Here is a 16,659-nt window from a genome sequence, read left to right on the forward strand (position 1 = left end):
GGCGCGCAGCGAGTTCTGCGGTGCACCCCGTGACCGAGCACCCCAGGTTGCCCCGTAGCGCAGCGAAGGGGTCGCAGACAGCAGGGTCGCTTTCTCTTTGGTGACTTTCTCTTGGCGAGACAAGAGAAAGTTACTGCGCCGCCGGGCGCACCCCCCGGCTCCCGCCCTGAAACCAGGCATACCGCACAGATCAGCGAGCGTGTGTGCCCTGGCTTCGACAGGCTCAGCCCGAGCGGGTGGGGGTGTGCCCCGGCTTCGGCAGGCTCAGTCCGAATAGCAAATGCAAAGTGCTATGAAAAAAAGTAGCTGTTCGCGCTCGTGGGCCAAGCGCAAGGCCCCAAAAAAATACCAAAAACACCTACCCTGCAGGCAGCCGCATCCCCACCCGCAACCCCCTCGGAACCACCCCCTCCGCCACCGTCCGGCCGCCATGCCGCAGCGCGATCTCCTCCACGATCGACAGCCCGAGCCCACACCCCCCCGCCTTGTCCGACCCGCGCCAGAAGCGCGCAAACAGATCGCCCAGGTGTTCGGCTGGCACGCCCGGTCCGTCGTCCTCTACCAGCAGCAAGGCCCAGCGCCCGGGCTCCTCGTGGCCAACACGCACTGTCACCGTGGCGCCGGGGCCTGCGTAGTGCAGTGCGTTGTCGATGAGGTTGTTGAGCGCCTCGCGCAGCAGCACCGGGTGGCCTTGCACGGGCAGGCTGTCGTCACCCTCGTAGCCCAGGTCCATGCCTTGCGCCAGGGCGCGGGCTGCCCATTCGCGAGCGACTTCGCGGGCCAGGCAGGCCAGGTCGATGGCCTGCATCTCCACGTTCGATTCGGAGCGCGCCAGCTGCAGCAGCTGGTGCACCAAGTGGGCGCTGCGCTGGGCGGCCGAAAGCACCTTTTGCAGGCGTTCCTGCACGGCGGGCTCATGGCTTTCGTGCAGGGCCAGCTCGGTCTGGCCGATGAGCCCGGCCAGCGGGGTGCGCAGTTGGTGCGCAGCGTCGTTGAGAAAGCGCTTTTCCTTTTGCTGGCCGCGCGCCACGGTCTCCAGCAGCCGGTTGATGGTGCTGGCCAGCGAATGCACCTCCTGCGGAGCCGAGGTCAGCTCGATGGGGGGCAGCGGCGTGGTGCCAGCCTGCGGCAGGGCGCCGGCGCGCTCGATCTGGGCCTCCAGGCGCTTCAAGGGCTGCAGGCCGCGCAGCACGCCCGCATACACCACGGCGCTCAGCGCCAGGCCCATCAGCCCCATGGGGAACACCATCTGCTCCAGCAGCTCCTGCGCGATGCGCTCGCGCACGGTGAGGCTCTGCGCCACCTGCACGCGCAGGGTCTGGCGCGTCTGGGGTGTGCCGTAGTCCACGTCCAGCAGCGCCACGCGCACGGGGCGGTCGTCCACGCGGGCGTGGTACAGGTAGGGGTCGCCTACGCGCACCTCCACGGGCGGCGGCGGGGGCAACTGGGCATTGCCCAGCAGAAAGCGGCCGGGCGGGGACGAGACCATGTAGGTGATGCGGTCGGCCGGGTCCTGCTCCAGGATGTCCTGCGCGGCCTTGGGAAAGTCCACCAGCAACCCGTCCCCGATCGGCTTGATCTGCCGCGCGAGCGCTCGCACCGACTGCGTCAGCGTCTGGTCAATGCCCTTCTCGCCGTTCTGCAGCGCAATGCGCCACGCCAGAAACCCGCCAGACAGCCACAACACCAGCTGCGGCAGCAACAGCCACAGCAGCAGCTTGCGTTGAAGAGAAACCCCCGGTACGTGGCGCATGTCAGTGGCCTGGGCCTGCGGAGATCAGTGGGACCCCCGATGCCAGCCACTGGCGCGGCCCCCGCGAGGGATGCCGAGCAAGGGCCGCCCCGCAGCGAGGGCATCGTCCTCCTGCCCGCGTAGCGCAGCGAAGCGAGAGCGGGGGGAAGGCGCGCAGCGACTCAGGGGGGTGTTCCATCTACGGCCTGTTCAGCATGTACCCCAGCCCCCGGATGTTGCGGATGGCCAGCGGCGAGGTGTCGAGCTTCTTGCGCAGGCGGTGCACATACACCTCCAGCGCGTTGGAGTTGAGCGGGGGCGCGGCGGTTTGTCCGGGCTCCGGGGGGCTGGCGCGCCAGGCGGCCAGCACATCGTCGCGCGTGACGACTTCGCCACAGCGGTTGACCAGCAACTCCAGCAGCTCCCATTCGCGCTGGGTCAGGTCGAGCAGGTCGCCATTGAGCGCCGCCGAATGGCTGGCGTGGTCCAGCACCAGCGGGCCGATGGTGGTGCTGGCGCCCCCTGCGGCGCTGCTGGCCTGGGTAAAGGCGGGCTGGCGCGCACGGCGCAGCATGGCCTGCAGGCGGGCCTGCAGCTCCTGCATGTTGAAGGGCTTGGTGATGTAGTCGTCAGCCCCGGCATTGAGACCCAGCACGCGGTCTTCCACGCCATCGCGCGCGGTCAGAATCAGCACGGGCAGGCCGGCAATGTGGGTGCGCGCCCAGGTCAGAAGCTCCATGCCGTCGGCGCCGGGCAGGCCCAGGTCCAGGATGATGCCGTCCACCGCCTGCGACTGCAGCAGCGTGGTGGCCTCGGCCACACTGGAGGCCGTGTGCACGCCGAATTCCAGCTGCTGGAGCTGGCCAGTCAGCGCGTCCAGCAGCAGGGCATCATCTTCAACAATCAGTATCGTGGCCATGGGATTGAGCATAACAAAGCACCCCGCCAGCGGCTCCTGCAGCACGGCAATGCTTGCACCCGCAGCGGTTGGTAATTCAATAACGGGCCAATGGCGTTGGTATGTAACCCACACCCGGGAAAGCCCTGATATGTTCATTAATTATTGTAATTAAAGTACCAACTGCGCTGAACAGCACCGGATTGCGGCGCACCAACGGATTCAAACATCGAGGAGACACGGGTATGTGGAAGATGACAAAAATCGCCGCAGTGGCGGTGGGCCTGGCGGCAGCGATGTCGGCCAGCGCGGGGGAGGTGGAGGTCCTGCACTACTGGACTTCGGGCGGCGAAGCCAAGTCGGTGGCCGAGCTCAAGAAGATCATGCAGGGCAAGGGCCACACCTGGCGCGACTTTGCCGTGGCCGGTGGCGGTGGCGACAGCGCCATGACCGTGCTCAAGAGCCGCGTGATCTCGGGCAACCCACCGTCGGCTGCGCAGACCAAGGGCCCGGCCATTCAGGAGTGGGCGTCCGAAGGCGTGCTGGCCAACATGGACACCCTGGCCAAGGCTGAAAAATGGGATGACCTGCTGCCCAAGGTGGTCGCCGATGTCATGAAGTACAAGGGCGCTTACGTGGCCGCCCCGGTCAACGTGCACCGTGTGAACTGGATGTGGGGCAGTTCCGAGGCCCTGAAGAAGGCTGGCGTGGCCGCCATGCCCAAGACCTGGGACGAGTTCTTTGCGGCAGCCGACAAGCTCAAGGCCGCCGGCCTGGTGCCCGTGGCCCACGGTGGCCAGAACTGGCAGGACTTCACCACGTTTGAATCGGTGGTGCTCGGCGTGGGTGGCCCCAAGTTCTACCAGGACGCCTTGGTCAAGCTTGACGACAAGGCCATCAACAGCGACACCATGAAGAAGTCGCTGGAGACCTTCCGCCGCATCAAGGGCTACACCGACCCCGGCGCCCCTGGCCGCGACTGGAACCTGGCGACGGCCATGCTGATCCAGGGCAAGGCAGGCTTTCAGCTGATGGGCGACTGGGCCAAGGGCGAGTTCCTGGCCGCAGGCAAGGCGCCGGGCAAAGACTTCCTGTGTGCTCCTGCACCGGGCTCGGCCAACGCGTTCACCTTCAACGTCGATTCGTTCATTCTGTTCAAGCTGAAGGATGCTGCCGCACAGAAGGCGCAGAGCGACCTGGCCAGCGCCATCATGAGCCCGGCTTTCCAGGAAGTGTTCAACCTGAACAAGGGCTCCATCCCCGTGCGCGCGGGCCAGCCCATGGACAAGTTTGACGACTGCGCGAAGGCCTCGGCCAAGGACTTTGTGGACACCGCCAAGAGCGGCGGCCTGGTGCCCAGTGCGGCCCACGGCATGGCAATTGCCCCGGCCACCGAAGGCGCCATCAAGGACGTGGTCAGCCAGTTCTGGAACGACGACAAGGTCAGCGTCGCCGATGCCATGAAGAAGATCGCGGCCGCCGCGAAAACCAAGTAAGCCGTGCAAGACACACGCGCACACACGCACTAAAACCAACCCCAGAGGGATCCCATCATGAAGACAAGAAACCGCCTTACGGCGGTGGCTTTGGCCGCCGCATGCGCGAATGGCGCCTTTGCTATGGATGTAGCAGGCTTTGAGTTCAACGGTTACTCGCGGGGCGGCCCCGTGTTCAACCACTCCGACGGCGTCAAGGGCAACCTTTCGCTGGGTGGCGAGCTGCAAAAATACCGCCTGGGCAACGAGGGTGACAACGGCATCGAAGTCAACTTTGCACGCGGTTTTGAAGCCGGCGGTGTCAAGTGGAAGGTCAACTACATGCCCGCCAAGTGGGGCAGTGGCGACATCAGCACCGAACAGGCATTTGTGGAAATGAGCGGTTTCTCGTTCTCACCCGAAGCCAAGTTCTGGGTCGGCCAGCGCCGCCTGCGGATCCAGGACGTGCACATCGTCGACTACTTCCTGCTGAACTACGGCGACAACATCGGCGCCGGTGTGACCGACGTGCCCGTCGGCGGCATGAAGCTGGGCCTGGGTGTGTTCACCGGCGACAAGTTCGACGGTGGCCTGCCCAACAACGTGAAGGCTCACCGCATCAACGCCGACCTGTCGGAGATCAACACCAACCCGGGTGGCAAGCTGCGGGTGCTGCTGACGGCGGTGGGGGGCAAGGGCCAGGTCAATGGCGGTTCGGGCTCGGGCATCTCCTTCATGCACACGCAAAAGGAATTCCTGCTGCCCAGCATCACCAACACGCTGTACCTGCAAACATCGCGGGGCCATGCGCGCATAGACGGAGAGTTCGAGGCCATCGAGGGCACCAGCGCTGGCAAGCGCGCCACCCGCATCGCCGACTCCATCAATTGGCAAAGCGGCCCGTTTGGTGGTCAGGCCCTCATTGGCTACCAGACCAACAAGGCTGATCTGACGGGCGTGGAGACCAAGGACTTCTCGCTGGGTGGCCGTGGCTCCTATGCGTTCACCAAGAACTTCAAGGGCCTGGTGGAACTGTCCACCACCACCCGCAAGGGCACTGGTGCTGACCAGCGCCTGTCCAAGGTCACGCTGGCGGGCGCCTTGGCCCTGTCGGAAGACTTCTGGTCACGTCCCGAGTTGCGTCTGTACGTGACCAAGGCCAACTGGAACCAGGCGGCGGCACTGGCCAATGCCGCAACCTTTGGCGCCAATGGCAAGACCTCGCGCACGCTGGTGGGCGTGCAGTACGAGGTGTGGTGGTGATCCGTTGAGTAGGTAGTGAGTTAGCGAGTTAGTCAGAGGTTACTTTGTTCATTTGGGGGGCACTCCTGCGTGTCCCCCGCTTTTTTTACATGCAGGACGATGACAAACACATACCGTGGCCATGAGCAAAAACACGTTTGAAACATGGCTGCCCAAGCTGGTCGTGACACCGGCTTTTGTACTGGGCTTTGCCTTCATCTATGGCCTGATGGTCTGGAATGGCGTGCTGAGCCTCTCCGCATCGCGCATGCTCCCCAACTACGAGTGGGTGGGCCTCGCGCAGTACGAAAAACTCTGGGAGATGGACCGCTGGTGGGTCGCGCTCAAGAACCTCGGCATCTTCGGCGTGGGCTACGTGGGCGGGTCCCTGGCCATCGGCGTCGTGCTGGCCGTGCTGCTGGACCAGAAGATCCGCGCTGAGGGCGCGCTGCGCACCATTTACCTGTACCCCATGGCCCTGTCGTTCGTGGTGACGGGCACGGCCTGGAAGTGGCTGCTGAACCCGGGCCTGGGCATCGAAAAAATGGTGCGCGACTGGGGCTTTTCGAATTTTGAGTTTGGCTGGCTGGTGGACACCGAGATGGCCATCTACTGCGTGGTGATTGCAGGCATCTGGCAAAGCGCTGGTTTTGCGATGGCGCTGTTCCTGGCGGGCCTGCGGGGCATCGACGACAGCATCATCAAGGCCGCGCAGGTCGATGGTGCATCCTTGCCACGCATCTACTGGCGCATCGTGCTGCCAGCACTGCGGCCCGTGTTCTTCTCCACAGTCATGGTGCTGTCGCACCTGGCGATCAAGAGCTTTGACCTGGTGATGGCGCTCACCGCCGGTGGCCCTGGTTTTTCCACCGACGTGCCAGCAACGTTCATGTACACCATGTCGTTCTCGCGCGGCCAGATCGGCCTGGGCGCCGCCAGTGCCACCATGATGCTGGCCACCGTGGCGGCACTGGTCATCCCTTACCTTTACAGCGAACTGCGGACCAAGCCCCATGACCGCTAAGCCCTCCCTCTTTCCGTCGCTCGGCCGCTTGCTGGTCTATGCCGTGCTGGCCCTGGCCACCGCGTTCTTCCTGCTACCGCTGTACGCCATGCTGGTCACCTCGTTCAAGGATGCCGAGGAGATCCGCAGCACCTCGCTGCTGGCGCTGCCCGCTGCGCTGAACGGGGCAGCCTGGGGCACGGCCTGGTCCAGCGCCTGCACGGGCGTGGACTGCAATGGCCTGCGCCCGTTCTTCTGGAATTCTGTGGCCATGGCCGTGCCGGCCGTGATGATCTCCACCGTGTGGGGTGCGCTCAATGGTTATGTGCTCAGCCTGTGGAAGTTTCGCGGCAGCGATGCGCTGTTCGGCATGCTGCTGTTTGGTGTGTTCATGCCGTTCCAGGTGGTGCTGCTGCCCATGAGCCAGGTGCTGGGATGGCTAGGGCTTTCGAGTTCCATCACCGGGCTGGTGCTGGTGCACTGCCTGGCGGGGCTGGCGGGCACCACGCTGTTCTTTCGCAACTACTACGCGGCGATCCCAAAGGAGCTGGTGAACGCGGCGCGCATGGATGGCGCCAGCTTCTTCCAGATCTTCTGGCGCATCGTGCTGCCGCTGTCCACGCCCATCATCATGGTCACGCTGATCTGGCAGTTCACCAACATCTGGAACGATTTCCTGTTCGGTGTGGTGTTCTCGGGCACGGACTCGAAGCCCGTGACGGTGGGCCTGAACAACCTGGCCAACACCAGCAGCAGTGTGAAGGCCTACAACGTGGACATGGCGGCCGCGATCATCGCAGGCTTGCCCACCATGGTGATCTACGTTCTCGCAGGCAAGTTTTTTGTGCGCGGCCTGACGGCTGGCGCGGTGAAAGGTTAAGGAAAATCATGGCGTCTTCATTGGACATCGCGGGCATCAACAAGCGCTTTGGCAAGAGTGACAAGAGCGTGGAAGTGCTGCGCAAGATCGACATCCACGTGGCACCGGGCGAGTTCCTGATCCTGGTCGGCCCCTCGGGCTGCGGCAAATCCACGTTGCTCAACATCATTGCGGGCCTGGACGAGCCCACCGAAGGCGAGATCCGCATCGGTGGCAAGAACGTGGTGGGCATGCCCCCGCGCGACCGCGACATCGCCATGGTGTTCCAGAGCTACGCGCTGTACCCCACGCTCTCCGTGGCCGACAACATTGGCTTTGCGCTGGAGATGCGCAAGATGCCCAAGCCAGAGCGGCAAAAACGCATCGACGAAGTGGCTGCCATGCTGCAGATCAGCCACCTGCTCGACCGCCGCCCCAGCCAGCTCTCGGGCGGCCAGCGCCAGCGCGTGGCCATGGGGCGGGCGTTGGCGCGCCAGCCGCAGCTGTTCTTGTTCGACGAGCCACTGTCCAACCTCGACGCCAAGCTGCGCGTGGAGATGCGCGCCGAGATCAAGCGCCTGCACCAGGCCAGCGGCATCACCAGCGTGTACGTGACGCATGACCAAGTCGAAGCCATGACGCTGGGTTCGCGCATCGCGGTGATGAAGGGCGGCGTGGTGCAGCAGCTGGGCACGCCCGACGAGATCTACAACCGCCCGGCCAATACCTACGTGGCCACCTTCATCGGCTCGCCCACCATGAACCTGCTGCGTGGCGCGGTCACGGGCGGGCAGTTTGGCATCCAGGGTGCGGCGTTGAACCTGGCGCCTCCACCATCCAGTGCTAACGAGGTGCTGCTGGGCGTGCGCCCTGAGCACCTGGTGATGCAGGAGACTGCCCCCTGGCGCGGGCGGGTCAGCGTGGTGGAGCCCACGGGCCCCGACACCTATGTGATGGTGGACACCGCCGCAGGCAGCGTCACGCTGCGCACCGATGCGCAGACCCGTGTGCAGCCCGGCGACGCCGTGGGCCTGGCGGTAGAGCCCGCCAACGCCCACTGGTTCGACGCCAAGTCCGAAGATCGATTGACAGGCTGAGCGGTTGGGAGCCCCGGACCCTGGGTCGCTGCAAGAAGGGGCTTTGGTCTTTGCCTGAAGCGGTAATTCAGGTAAAAAGAGGCTCCAGCGCTTATCTATCAAGCGCCAGCAGCTATATAAATAGTAGCGTTAGCGATCCGCAGGCCGCCGTCTGCCGCAGGGCAACGGGGGCGTGTGACCTTTGGTTTTCATATTTTTCCCATGCACCCTCAGCGCCTCCTTGCCGACATCGGCGGCACCAATATCCGACTGGCCTGGCAGAACGAACCGGGCGGCCCCTTGCATGACACGCGCGTGTTGCCCTGCGCGCAGTTCCCCACCGTGGATACTGCGCTGGCGGCCTATCTGACAGAAGTGGGCGTACCCACCCCGCGCGAGGCGGCGTTTGGCATTGCCAACCCCGTCACGGGCGACGCCATCCGCATGACCAACCACAGCTGGAGCTTCTCGCAGCGCGCGGTGCGCGAGGCGTTTGGTTTTGAGCGCCTGGTGGTCATCAACGACTTCACCGCGCTGGCACTGGCGCTGCCCCTGCTGACGGCCGACCTGCTGCGCCCCGTGGGCGGCGGCGAGGCCGTGCCGGGCGCCGCCATCGCGCTGCTGGGCCCGGGCACGGGCCTGGGCGTGTCGGGTCTGGTCTTCCCGCCGGGGTCCAGCAACGGTGTGCCCTTGTCGGGCGAGGGCGGGCATGTGTCGCTGGCCGCGCAGACGCAGCGCGAATTCGACGTGCTGGCCATCCTGCAAGAACGCTATGGCCATGTGTCCGCAGAGCGCGCGGTGTCGGGTGCGGGGCTGGTGGACCTGTACCACGCGCTGCGCAGGCTGGCCCAGCGCGGCGGCAAGGAGATCAGTTCGGCCGCCGAAGTGACCGAGCTGGCACTGCAGTCCAACGACGCCTTGGCGCTGGAGGCGCTGGACCTGTTCTGCGGCTTTCTGGGTAGCGTGGCGGGTAACCTGGCCCTTACCCTGGGCGCGCGCGGCGGCGTGTTCATTGGCGGCGGCATGGTGCCGCGCCTGGGCACGTGGTTCGACAAATCCTCGTTCCGCGCACGGTTCGAGTCCAAGGGACGCTTTCAGCCCTACCTCGCGTCCATCCCCTGCTGGATCATCGACCCGAGCGCCACGCCTGCGCTGTATGGCGCGTCGCGTGCACTCGATATTGCCGGCTCTGAAGGATGAGCAGCGAAGTTGCCGCACCGCCCGCGCCGGGGCCTGCGCTACAGGTCAGCGGTGTGCACCATGTGGCCATCATCGCCAGCGACTATGTCCGCTCGCGCCGCTTCTACACCGAGGTGCTCGGCCTGCGGGTGGTGCACGAAGTCTTTCGGGCGGAGCGGCAGTCGTACAAGCTGGACCTGCAGATACCCGATGGAACGCAGGTGGAGCTTTTTTCCTTCCCCCACCCACCCGCACGCCCGTCCTACCCCGAGGCCTGTGGCCTGCGCCATCTGGCGTTGCGCGTAGCCGATATGGAAGCCAGCGTGGGCACGCTGGTAGCGCATGGCGTGGCGGTGGAGCCGGTGCGGGTCGATCCGTTTACCGGCGCGTTGTTCACCTTTTTTGCCGACCCTGATGGGTTGCCGATTGAGCTGGTGGAAGAAGTCCGGGCGCGTTAAGCGGCACATTGCCGCGAGGCTGTGCGGCGCCTTGACCAGACGCCGCGGGTGCGGACCTGCCCCCCTGAGATGCCGTCCTATTGCAACCACGCCTTGACGCGCGCCGACAGCGCCTCGGTGCTGATGCCGTAGCGGTCGTGCAATGTGGGCAAGGCGCCCGCATCGAGGTAGGCATCGGGCAGCCCCGCCAGGCGGAACCGTGTGGGCTGCACACCGTTTTGCAGCAGTGCGCTGGCCACGGCTTCACCCAGGCCGCCGACCACTGAGTGGTTCTCGGCCACCACCACCAGGCGCGGCTTGCGCTGCACCTCGGCCAGGATGGTCGCAACATCGAGTGGCTTGATGGTGGGGCAGTGCAGCACGCCCACGCCGATGCGGTCGGCCTGCAGCGCCTTGGCCACCTCCAGCGCGCGCATGGTCAGGAAGCCGCTGGAGATGATGAGCACCTCGTCGCCATCCACCAGGCGCTTGGCTTTGCCCAGTTCGAACTGGTAGTCGTACTCGTCCAGCACCAGAGGCACGTTGCCGCGCAGCAGGCGCATGTAGACGGGGCCGTTGTGGGCGGCCATCTGCGGCACGGCCTGCTCGATGTCGAGCGCATCGCAGGGGTCGATGATGGTCAGGCCCGGGATGCCACGCATCATGGCCAGGTCTTCGGTGGCCTGGTGGCTGGGGCCGTAGCCGGTGGTCAGGCCGGGCAGCGCGCAGCACATCTTCACGTTCAGGTTTTCTTCGGCGATCACCTGGTGAATGAAGTCGTACGCACGGCGCGTGCCGAACACGGCATAGGTGGTGGCAAAGGGAATCAGCCCTTCCTTGGCCATGCCGCCCGCCGCGCCCATCAGCAGCTGCTCGGCCATGCCCATCTGGTAGAAGCGCTCGGGGTAGGCCTGCGCAAACAGGTGCAGGTCGGTGTACTTGGCCAGGTCTGCGGTCATGCCCACGATCTCAGGGCGGGTGGCGGCCAGTTCGACCAGGGCCTTGCCAAACGGTGCGGCCTTGACGCGCTGCCCCTCACCCGCGATGGAGGCGATCATGGCGGAGGTGGTCAGGCGCGGTTTTTTCTCGGCGACGGTGTTCATACGGCGGCTCCTTCGGGTGCGTTCTGGTCGAGGATGGCGAGGGCCTGCTGCCACTCGGGCGGATCGACGCGGATGAAGTGGTTCTTGTCGCGCGTCTCCAGGAAGGGCACGCCCTTGCCCATGAGCGTGTTGAACAGGATCACGCGCGGCTTGGCTTCTTTCAGGTGGCGCGCGGTGTCGAAAGCGGCCAGCACGGCGGCCAAGTCGTTGCCGTCCACGCGCTGCACGTGCCAGCCGAACGCGGCCCACTTGTCGGCCAGCGGCTCGAAGCCCAGCACTTTGCTGCTGGGGCCGTCAGCTTGCTGGTTGTTGATGTCCACCAGGCAGATCAGGTTGTCGAGCTGGTGGTGGGCGGCCGACATGGCGGCCTCCCAGGTCGAGCCTTCGTCCAGCTCGCCGTCGCTCATAGAGTTGTAGACGAACGCGGGGTTCTTTTTCTGCTTCAGGCCCAGTGCCATGCCCACACCGATCACCAGGCCTTGGCCCAGCGAGCCACCCGAGATTTCCATGCCTGGCGTGTACGTGGCCATGCCGCTCATGGGCAGGCGGCTGTCGTCGCTGCCGTAGGTTTCGAGTTCGTCCTGCGGGATCACGCCCGCTTCGATCAGCGCCGCGTAGTGCGCGATGGCGTAGTGGCCGTGCGACAGCAGGAAGCGGTCGCGTCCCTCCCATTCAGGGTTCTGCGGCTGCAGGTGGAGGGCATGGCCGTAAGCCACGGCCAGCACGTCGGCCCAGCCCAGGGCCTGGCCGATGTAGCCCTGGCCCTGAACCTCACCCATGCGAACGGCGTAGCGGCGGATGCGATGGGCGCACCGGGCCAGCGCCTGCAGTTTGTCTGCGGCGGAAGTCATGGAGTTCTCCTGTGTGAAAGCGGGGGAAGAAAAGCGTTTAGCGAAGGATCGAGGCGGGCACGTAAGACACCAGCGCCAGCACCAGGAAGGCCACGAAGTAAAACGGCCCCAGCTCGCGCACCGTCTGGCCTACCTTGACCTTGGCCAGTGCACTGGTGATGAACAGCGTGGTACCCACCGGCGGGGTGTAGAGGCCCACAGCCAGGTTGACCACCATCATGATTCCCAGCTGCACCGGGTCCATGCCAATGCTGTGGGCCAGGGGCAGGAACACCGGGGTCAGCAGCAGCACCGCGGCTGGCAGGTCGATGAACATGCCGATGAACAGCATCAGCAGGTTCATGATCAGGATCACGATCCAGCCCTGGCTCACGTTCTGCTGGATCCAATGGGCCACGCCCGTGGGCATCTGGTCGTACGTCAGCAGCCAGCCGATGGCGGCAGAGGCCATGATCACCAGCAGCACCACACCGGTGGCCAGGCCCGCATGCACCACCGCATCGTTCAGGCGCTTGAACGACAGGTCGCGGTACACAACCACCGACACTGCGGCGGCATACAGCGTGGACAGCACGGCCACCTCGGTCGGCGTTGCAATGCCAAAGCGCAGGAACAACACAATCAGCACTGGCAGCAGCAGCGCGGGTGACGAGTACAGCAGGTGCACGCGGAACACGCTCCAGTCGATGGGCGTGAGATCCCGGGGGAAGTTGCGGCGCTTGCCGACCCACCAGCACATGAACATGAAGCCGCCGCACATCAGCATGCCGGGCAGGATGCCCGCGACAAACAGTGCCGCGATCGATGCATTGGCCGTCAGCGCGAACAGGATCATCGGGATCGACGGCGGGATCAGGATGTCAATGGTGGCGGCCGCGGCCAACGTGGCCGCTGAGAAGGCAGGCGGATAGCCCAGGCGCTTATGCCAGGGAATCAGCAGCGAGCCGATGGCTGAGGCGTCGGCCACGGCCGAGCCCGAGACACCGCCGAACAGCGTGGACGACAGCACGCCCACCTGCGCAGGCCCGCCGTGAAAGCGGCCGATCAGCGTGCTGAGCACGCCCACCAGCGCGGCCCCGAGGCGACCGCCCATCATGAGCGAGCCGGTGAGCATGAAGAATGGGATCGCGATCAGCGGAAAGCTTTGCACCTGCGCCACCATCTGCTGTACCAGCAGATCCAGCGGCACGCGGTCGGACGTGGCGGCGGCAGCCATGGCGGCCACCAGCAGTGCGTGGGCAATGGGCATGGCCAGCACGGCCGCACCGAGAAAGACAAGAAGAATGAGGGCGCTCATGGTGAGATCCTTGGCAGGGGTGGCGGGGCTTACCAGTGCGCCTCGGGCACGGCGGTCTCTGCATCAGGGGCGGTCGTCACCGGCGATGCGGCCCACGCATTCCAGGCAGACTTGAGTGCCAGCAGCGCCAGCATCACCAGCCCACCCATCACGCAGCCGTAGGTCAGCGACCCGGGCACCTGCAAGATGGGCGACTTCTCGTCGTGCACGATCTCCAGCATCTGGTACGTGGCCCGGGCAAGCGTGCCGTACAGCGCAGCCACCACCAGCCAGCTGCCAATGGACGCCCAGCGGCGCAGCGCGGGGGGCACAGCGTCCATCAGAAAGCTGGTGGTGATATGGGCGCCGTGCGCAGCCGCCAGCACCACACCGGACATGACCAGCCAAGGGAATAGCAGCTCTGGCACCTCATTGGCCCATTGCAGGCTGGTGCCGGTGGCGTAGCGCAACACGGTGTTGGCCACCAGGATGATGAAGATGACGGACGTGCTGATCCACAGCAGCACTCGGCACACGCCGACAACGGCCCATTCGATGAAGTTCATCGGGAGACTCCTTGGGCTGCAAGGGCCGGGGCCCATGCAGCGGCTTCGGGGAAATGAGGACAGGCGCAGCAGCGGCCAGAACAATCAGCGCGCGGCGGCGATGACTTTCTTGAGGTAGGGTTCGATGGGCGTGGTCAGCCACTTGGCGTCCACCGCAGACGTGGCCTTGGCAAACGCGGCCTTGTCCACCGTGGTCACCTTCACGCCCTTGGCCTTGAGGTCGCCCAACAGCTTGTCGTCGGCCTCTTGCGACATCTTGCGCTGCAGTGCCGTGGCTTCGGCAGCGGCCTCGGTCACGGCCTTGCGGTCGGCGTCGGACAGGCGGTCCCAGGTGCGCTTGCTCATCAGGAACGGCGTCATCTGGAACATGTGGCTCGTCAGGGCCAGGTGCTTTTGCACTTCGTAGAGCTTGCTCGCATGGATGTTGACCAGCGGGTTCTCCTGCCCATCGACCACACCCTGCTGCAGCGCGACGTATAGCTCGGCAAACTTGATCTGCTGCGCCTCGGCGCCCAGCGCCTGCATGATGTCCACCAGCACCGCGTCGGGCGGAGTGCGCATCTTCAGGCCCTTCATGTCTTCGACCTTGGTGATGGGCCGCTTGCTGTTGGTCATGTGGCGGATGCCGTTGTCCCAATAGCCCAGCACCACCATGCCCTTCTCTGCGGATTTTTGCGCCAGCTCCTGGCCCAGCGGGCCGTCCAGCAGCTTGAAGGCCTGCGCGGGAGTGGAGAACATGAACGGCATGCCGTAAGCGGCGTACTCGGGCACGGCCACCGACACGGCGCCTTGCGAGTTCGCCGTCATGTCCAGCGCGCCGGTACGCACGGCCGTGACCATGGCAGCGTCATCGCCCAACTGGGCCGAGGGCGCCACCTGCACTTCGATGCGGCCCGCCGTCTTGGCCTTGAGGGTTTCGGCGAATTTGACGGCGGCTTCATGGCGTGGATTACCGGGGGCGGCGCCATGGCCCAGCGTGAGCTTCATGGTCTGCGCCTGCGCTAGGCCGGGCAGTGCCACGGCCAAGGCAGCGGCTACCAGCAGGGTGCGGGTAAAGGTTTTGCGTTGCATGGTTTGTCTCCTGGTTTATGTTTGTTGAGAGGTCGTGAGGGCGGTCAGTGAATGAGCATGCCGCCGTTCACGTCCAGCGTGATACCGGTGCAGTAGGTGGATAGCGGGCTGGCGAGGAACACGCAGGCTCCGGCAATGTCATCGGCCCGGCCCAAGCGGGCGAGCGGAATCGTCTCCGCAATCTCCGCCTTCTTCTCTTCGGTCAGCTTGCCCTTGATGATGTCCGTGCCGATCAGGCCGGGCGTGATGCAGTTGACGCGAATGTTCTCAGGACCAAACTCGCGGGCCATGGCCCGGGCCAGGCCCAGCACACCTGCCTTGGCGGCGGAGTAGTGGGGCCCGCCCAGAATGCCGCCGCCGCGCTGGGCCGACACCGACGAGATGCAGATGATGGAGCCACTTTGCTGCGCGCGCAGCGTGGGCAGCACAGCCTGGGACATGTACAGCGTGCCACGCAGGCTGACGTTGAGAATGCGGTCGTAGTCGGCGCCGGTGATCTCCAGCGTCTTGACGGGCTGGGTGATGCCCGCGTTGTTGACCAGCGTGTCGATGCGGCCGAAATGGGCGCGCACTTGGGCCGCCGCCGCTTCGCACGACGCCTTGTCCGTCACATCGGCTACCAGGCCCAGATGACCCTCGCCCAGTCGAGTGGCGGCGCCCGCTGGGTCGGCATCTTCGAGGTCGAGGATCGCGACCTTGGCCCCTTGCTCGGCCATCAAACGGGCGGTGGCAAACCCGAGGCCATTGATACCCGCCCCTCCGGTAATGATGGCAACCTGGTTCTTGAGCAGCATGTGTCTTGTCTCCTTTGGTGTGAAGGCGTCAGGAGACGCGGACGCTGCCCGATGGGCCGCTGTCAACGCGATGTCTCCTGTTCTGGGAGCCGATTCTCAAAGCCGCTCAAGATGATGACAAGCGATGAATCATCAGCGTAAGATGACATTCCGTCATCTAACGTCAGGGTTCACCCCATGCCCACCTTGCCGCCCATTGCCAACCTGCAGGCCTTCGAGGCCGTGGCGCGCCGCCGCAGCTTTGCGCTGGCAGCGGCGGAGCTGAACCTCACGGCGTCGGCCATCAGCCACCAGGTTTCCAGGCTGGAGGCCCAACTGGACATTCGCCTGTTCGAGCGCAGTGCCCACGGGGTGCGCCTGAGCCCTGCGGGCGAGCACTACCTGATGCACGTGGGCTCCGCGCTCAACGCCATTGCCACGGCCACGGACGATTTGCGGCATGGCATCCGCAACAGCCTGTATGTGCACTCGGCACCCAGCATTGCCAGTCTGTGGCTCATGCCGCGCCTGCACCACTTTGCGCAGGCCTACCCGGAGATATCGCTCAATCTCTCGGCCGCTCACACACCCAGCGATTTCGCGCTTGGCCAGGCCGACATCGACATCCGCTACGGCATTCCGCAGTGGGGCGATCTGGTGGTGGAGCCGTTGTTTGAGGAGGCGATCGTGCCGCTCGCCAGCCCGGCCTTCATCAAGGCGCACAAGCTCAAGCGTGCCGAGCAGCTGCTGGACCTGCCGTTGATCCAGAGCAACGTGAGCATCGTGCAGTGGTCCGACTGGTTTGGCCGGTTCACCAAACTGCGTGCGCCCGACCGTTTCTCCCTGCGGTTTGACCGCGCCCAGATGTCGCTGGATGCTGCCACGCAGGGCCTGGGCGTGGCGCTAGAGAGCGCCGTCAACGCAGGCGGTCACCTGGCCGATGGCAGGCTGAAGGCTCCGTTCGGCATGGAGCAGGCCGTGCGGGTGAAGGCGCATTTCGCGGTGTATCCAGAGCGGCACGCCAAGCGCCCGGCGGTGGAGGCGTTTCTGTCGTGGCTGCACAGCGAGGCTGCGCAGACCTAAAGGCCCAGCAACCAGGACTGCGATGGTCTGCAGCC

The 16,659-nt window shown here is 65.2% G+C and carries 16 protein-coding genes; 8 read left to right on the forward strand and 8 right to left on the reverse strand.

Annotated features, from left to right (window positions below; all coding sequences use genetic code 11):
• Positions 1-358: 358 nt before the first annotated feature.
• The gene (locus ACODS0_RS14560) at positions 359-1,753 is read right to left on the reverse strand and encodes a sensor histidine kinase (protein ID WP_121507508.1); all 1,395 of its coding nucleotides are present in this window, start codon (positions 1,751-1,753) and stop codon (positions 359-361) included.
• 178 nt (positions 1,754-1,931) lie between these two features.
• On the reverse strand, positions 1,932-2,651 hold the full coding sequence (locus ACODS0_RS14565; protein WP_055395176.1) for a response regulator transcription factor: 720 nt from the start codon (positions 2,649-2,651) through the stop codon (positions 1,932-1,934).
• 224 nt (positions 2,652-2,875) lie between these two features.
• Here ACODS0_RS14565 and ACODS0_RS14570 point away from each other — a divergent pair, with 224 nt between their 5' ends.
• The 7 genes from ACODS0_RS14570 (at position 2,876) to gloA2 (ending at position 9,922) form a co-directional block, all read left to right on the forward strand.
• Positions 2,876-4,126 (forward strand): ABC transporter substrate-binding protein, encoded by a 1,251-nt coding sequence (locus tag ACODS0_RS14570; RefSeq protein WP_121422355.1) that lies wholly within the window; start codon positions 2,876-2,878, stop codon positions 4,124-4,126.
• A 57-nt stretch (positions 4,127-4,183) separates the two neighbouring features.
• On the forward strand, positions 4,184-5,368 hold the full coding sequence (locus ACODS0_RS14575) for a carbohydrate porin (RefSeq protein WP_487257695.1): 1,185 nt from the start codon (positions 4,184-4,186) through the stop codon (positions 5,366-5,368).
• 121 nt (positions 5,369-5,489) lie between these two features.
• Positions 5,490-6,371, forward strand: coding sequence for a carbohydrate ABC transporter permease (locus ACODS0_RS14580; protein ID WP_488835769.1), 882 nt, complete (start codon positions 5,490-5,492; stop codon positions 6,369-6,371).
• Positions 6,361-7,230, forward strand: a complete 870-nt coding sequence (locus ACODS0_RS14585; RefSeq protein WP_121422358.1) for a carbohydrate ABC transporter permease — start codon at positions 6,361-6,363, stop codon at positions 7,228-7,230. The genes ACODS0_RS14580 and ACODS0_RS14585 overlap by 11 nt, the downstream gene beginning before the upstream one ends.
• Before the next feature lie 8 nt (positions 7,231-7,238).
• Positions 7,239-8,306 (forward strand): ABC transporter ATP-binding protein, encoded by a 1,068-nt coding sequence (locus tag ACODS0_RS14590; protein WP_488835772.1) that lies wholly within the window; start codon positions 7,239-7,241, stop codon positions 8,304-8,306.
• A gap of 201 nt (positions 8,307-8,507) precedes the next feature.
• A complete protein-coding gene (gene glk / locus ACODS0_RS14595; RefSeq protein WP_488835774.1) occupies positions 8,508-9,485 on the forward strand; it encodes a glucokinase in 978 nt (325 codons plus the stop codon).
• Positions 9,482-9,922, forward strand: a complete 441-nt coding sequence (gene gloA2, locus ACODS0_RS14600; RefSeq protein WP_488835776.1) for an SMU1112c/YaeR family gloxylase I-like metalloprotein — start codon at positions 9,482-9,484, stop codon at positions 9,920-9,922. Before glk ends, gloA2 begins: the two co-directional genes overlap by 4 nt.
• Positions 9,923-9,999: 77 nt before the next feature.
• Here the strand turns inward: gloA2 and ACODS0_RS14605 are convergent, their stop codons facing one another.
• From ACODS0_RS14605 to ACODS0_RS14630, 6 genes are all read right to left on the reverse strand, one after another.
• A complete protein-coding gene (locus ACODS0_RS14605) occupies positions 10,000-11,004 on the reverse strand; it encodes a transketolase family protein (RefSeq protein ID WP_488835778.1) in 1,005 nt (334 codons plus the stop codon).
• Positions 11,001-11,855, reverse strand: coding sequence for a transketolase (locus ACODS0_RS14610; RefSeq protein WP_121422363.1), 855 nt, complete (start codon positions 11,853-11,855; stop codon positions 11,001-11,003). Before ACODS0_RS14610 ends, ACODS0_RS14605 begins: the two co-directional genes overlap by 4 nt.
• A gap of 37 nt (positions 11,856-11,892) precedes the next feature.
• Positions 11,893-13,152: a TRAP transporter large permease gene (locus ACODS0_RS14615; RefSeq protein WP_488835780.1), complete on the reverse strand. Its 1,260-nt coding sequence runs from the start codon at positions 13,150-13,152 to the stop codon at positions 11,893-11,895.
• Positions 13,153-13,181: 29 nt separating this feature from the next.
• Positions 13,182-13,697 carry a TRAP transporter small permease gene (locus ACODS0_RS14620; RefSeq protein ID WP_488835782.1) on the reverse strand — a complete coding sequence of 172 codons (516 nt, stop codon included), beginning with the start codon at positions 13,695-13,697 and terminating at the stop codon, positions 13,182-13,184.
• An 84-nt stretch (positions 13,698-13,781) separates the two neighbouring features.
• Positions 13,782-14,768, reverse strand: a complete 987-nt coding sequence (locus ACODS0_RS14625; protein ID WP_488835784.1) for a TRAP transporter substrate-binding protein — start codon at positions 14,766-14,768, stop codon at positions 13,782-13,784.
• A gap of 44 nt (positions 14,769-14,812) precedes the next feature.
• The gene (locus ACODS0_RS14630; protein ID WP_488835786.1) at positions 14,813-15,562 is read right to left on the reverse strand and encodes an SDR family NAD(P)-dependent oxidoreductase; all 750 of its coding nucleotides are present in this window, start codon (positions 15,560-15,562) and stop codon (positions 14,813-14,815) included.
• Between the two features lie 177 nt (positions 15,563-15,739).
• Here ACODS0_RS14630 and ACODS0_RS14635 point away from each other — a divergent pair, with 177 nt between their 5' ends.
• Positions 15,740-16,624 carry a LysR substrate-binding domain-containing protein gene (locus tag ACODS0_RS14635; RefSeq protein ID WP_121422368.1) on the forward strand — a complete coding sequence of 295 codons (885 nt, stop codon included), beginning with the start codon at positions 15,740-15,742 and terminating at the stop codon, positions 16,622-16,624.
• Positions 16,625-16,659 lie beyond the last annotated feature (35 nt).

The organism is Acidovorax sp. FG60, from assembly GCF_057808995.1.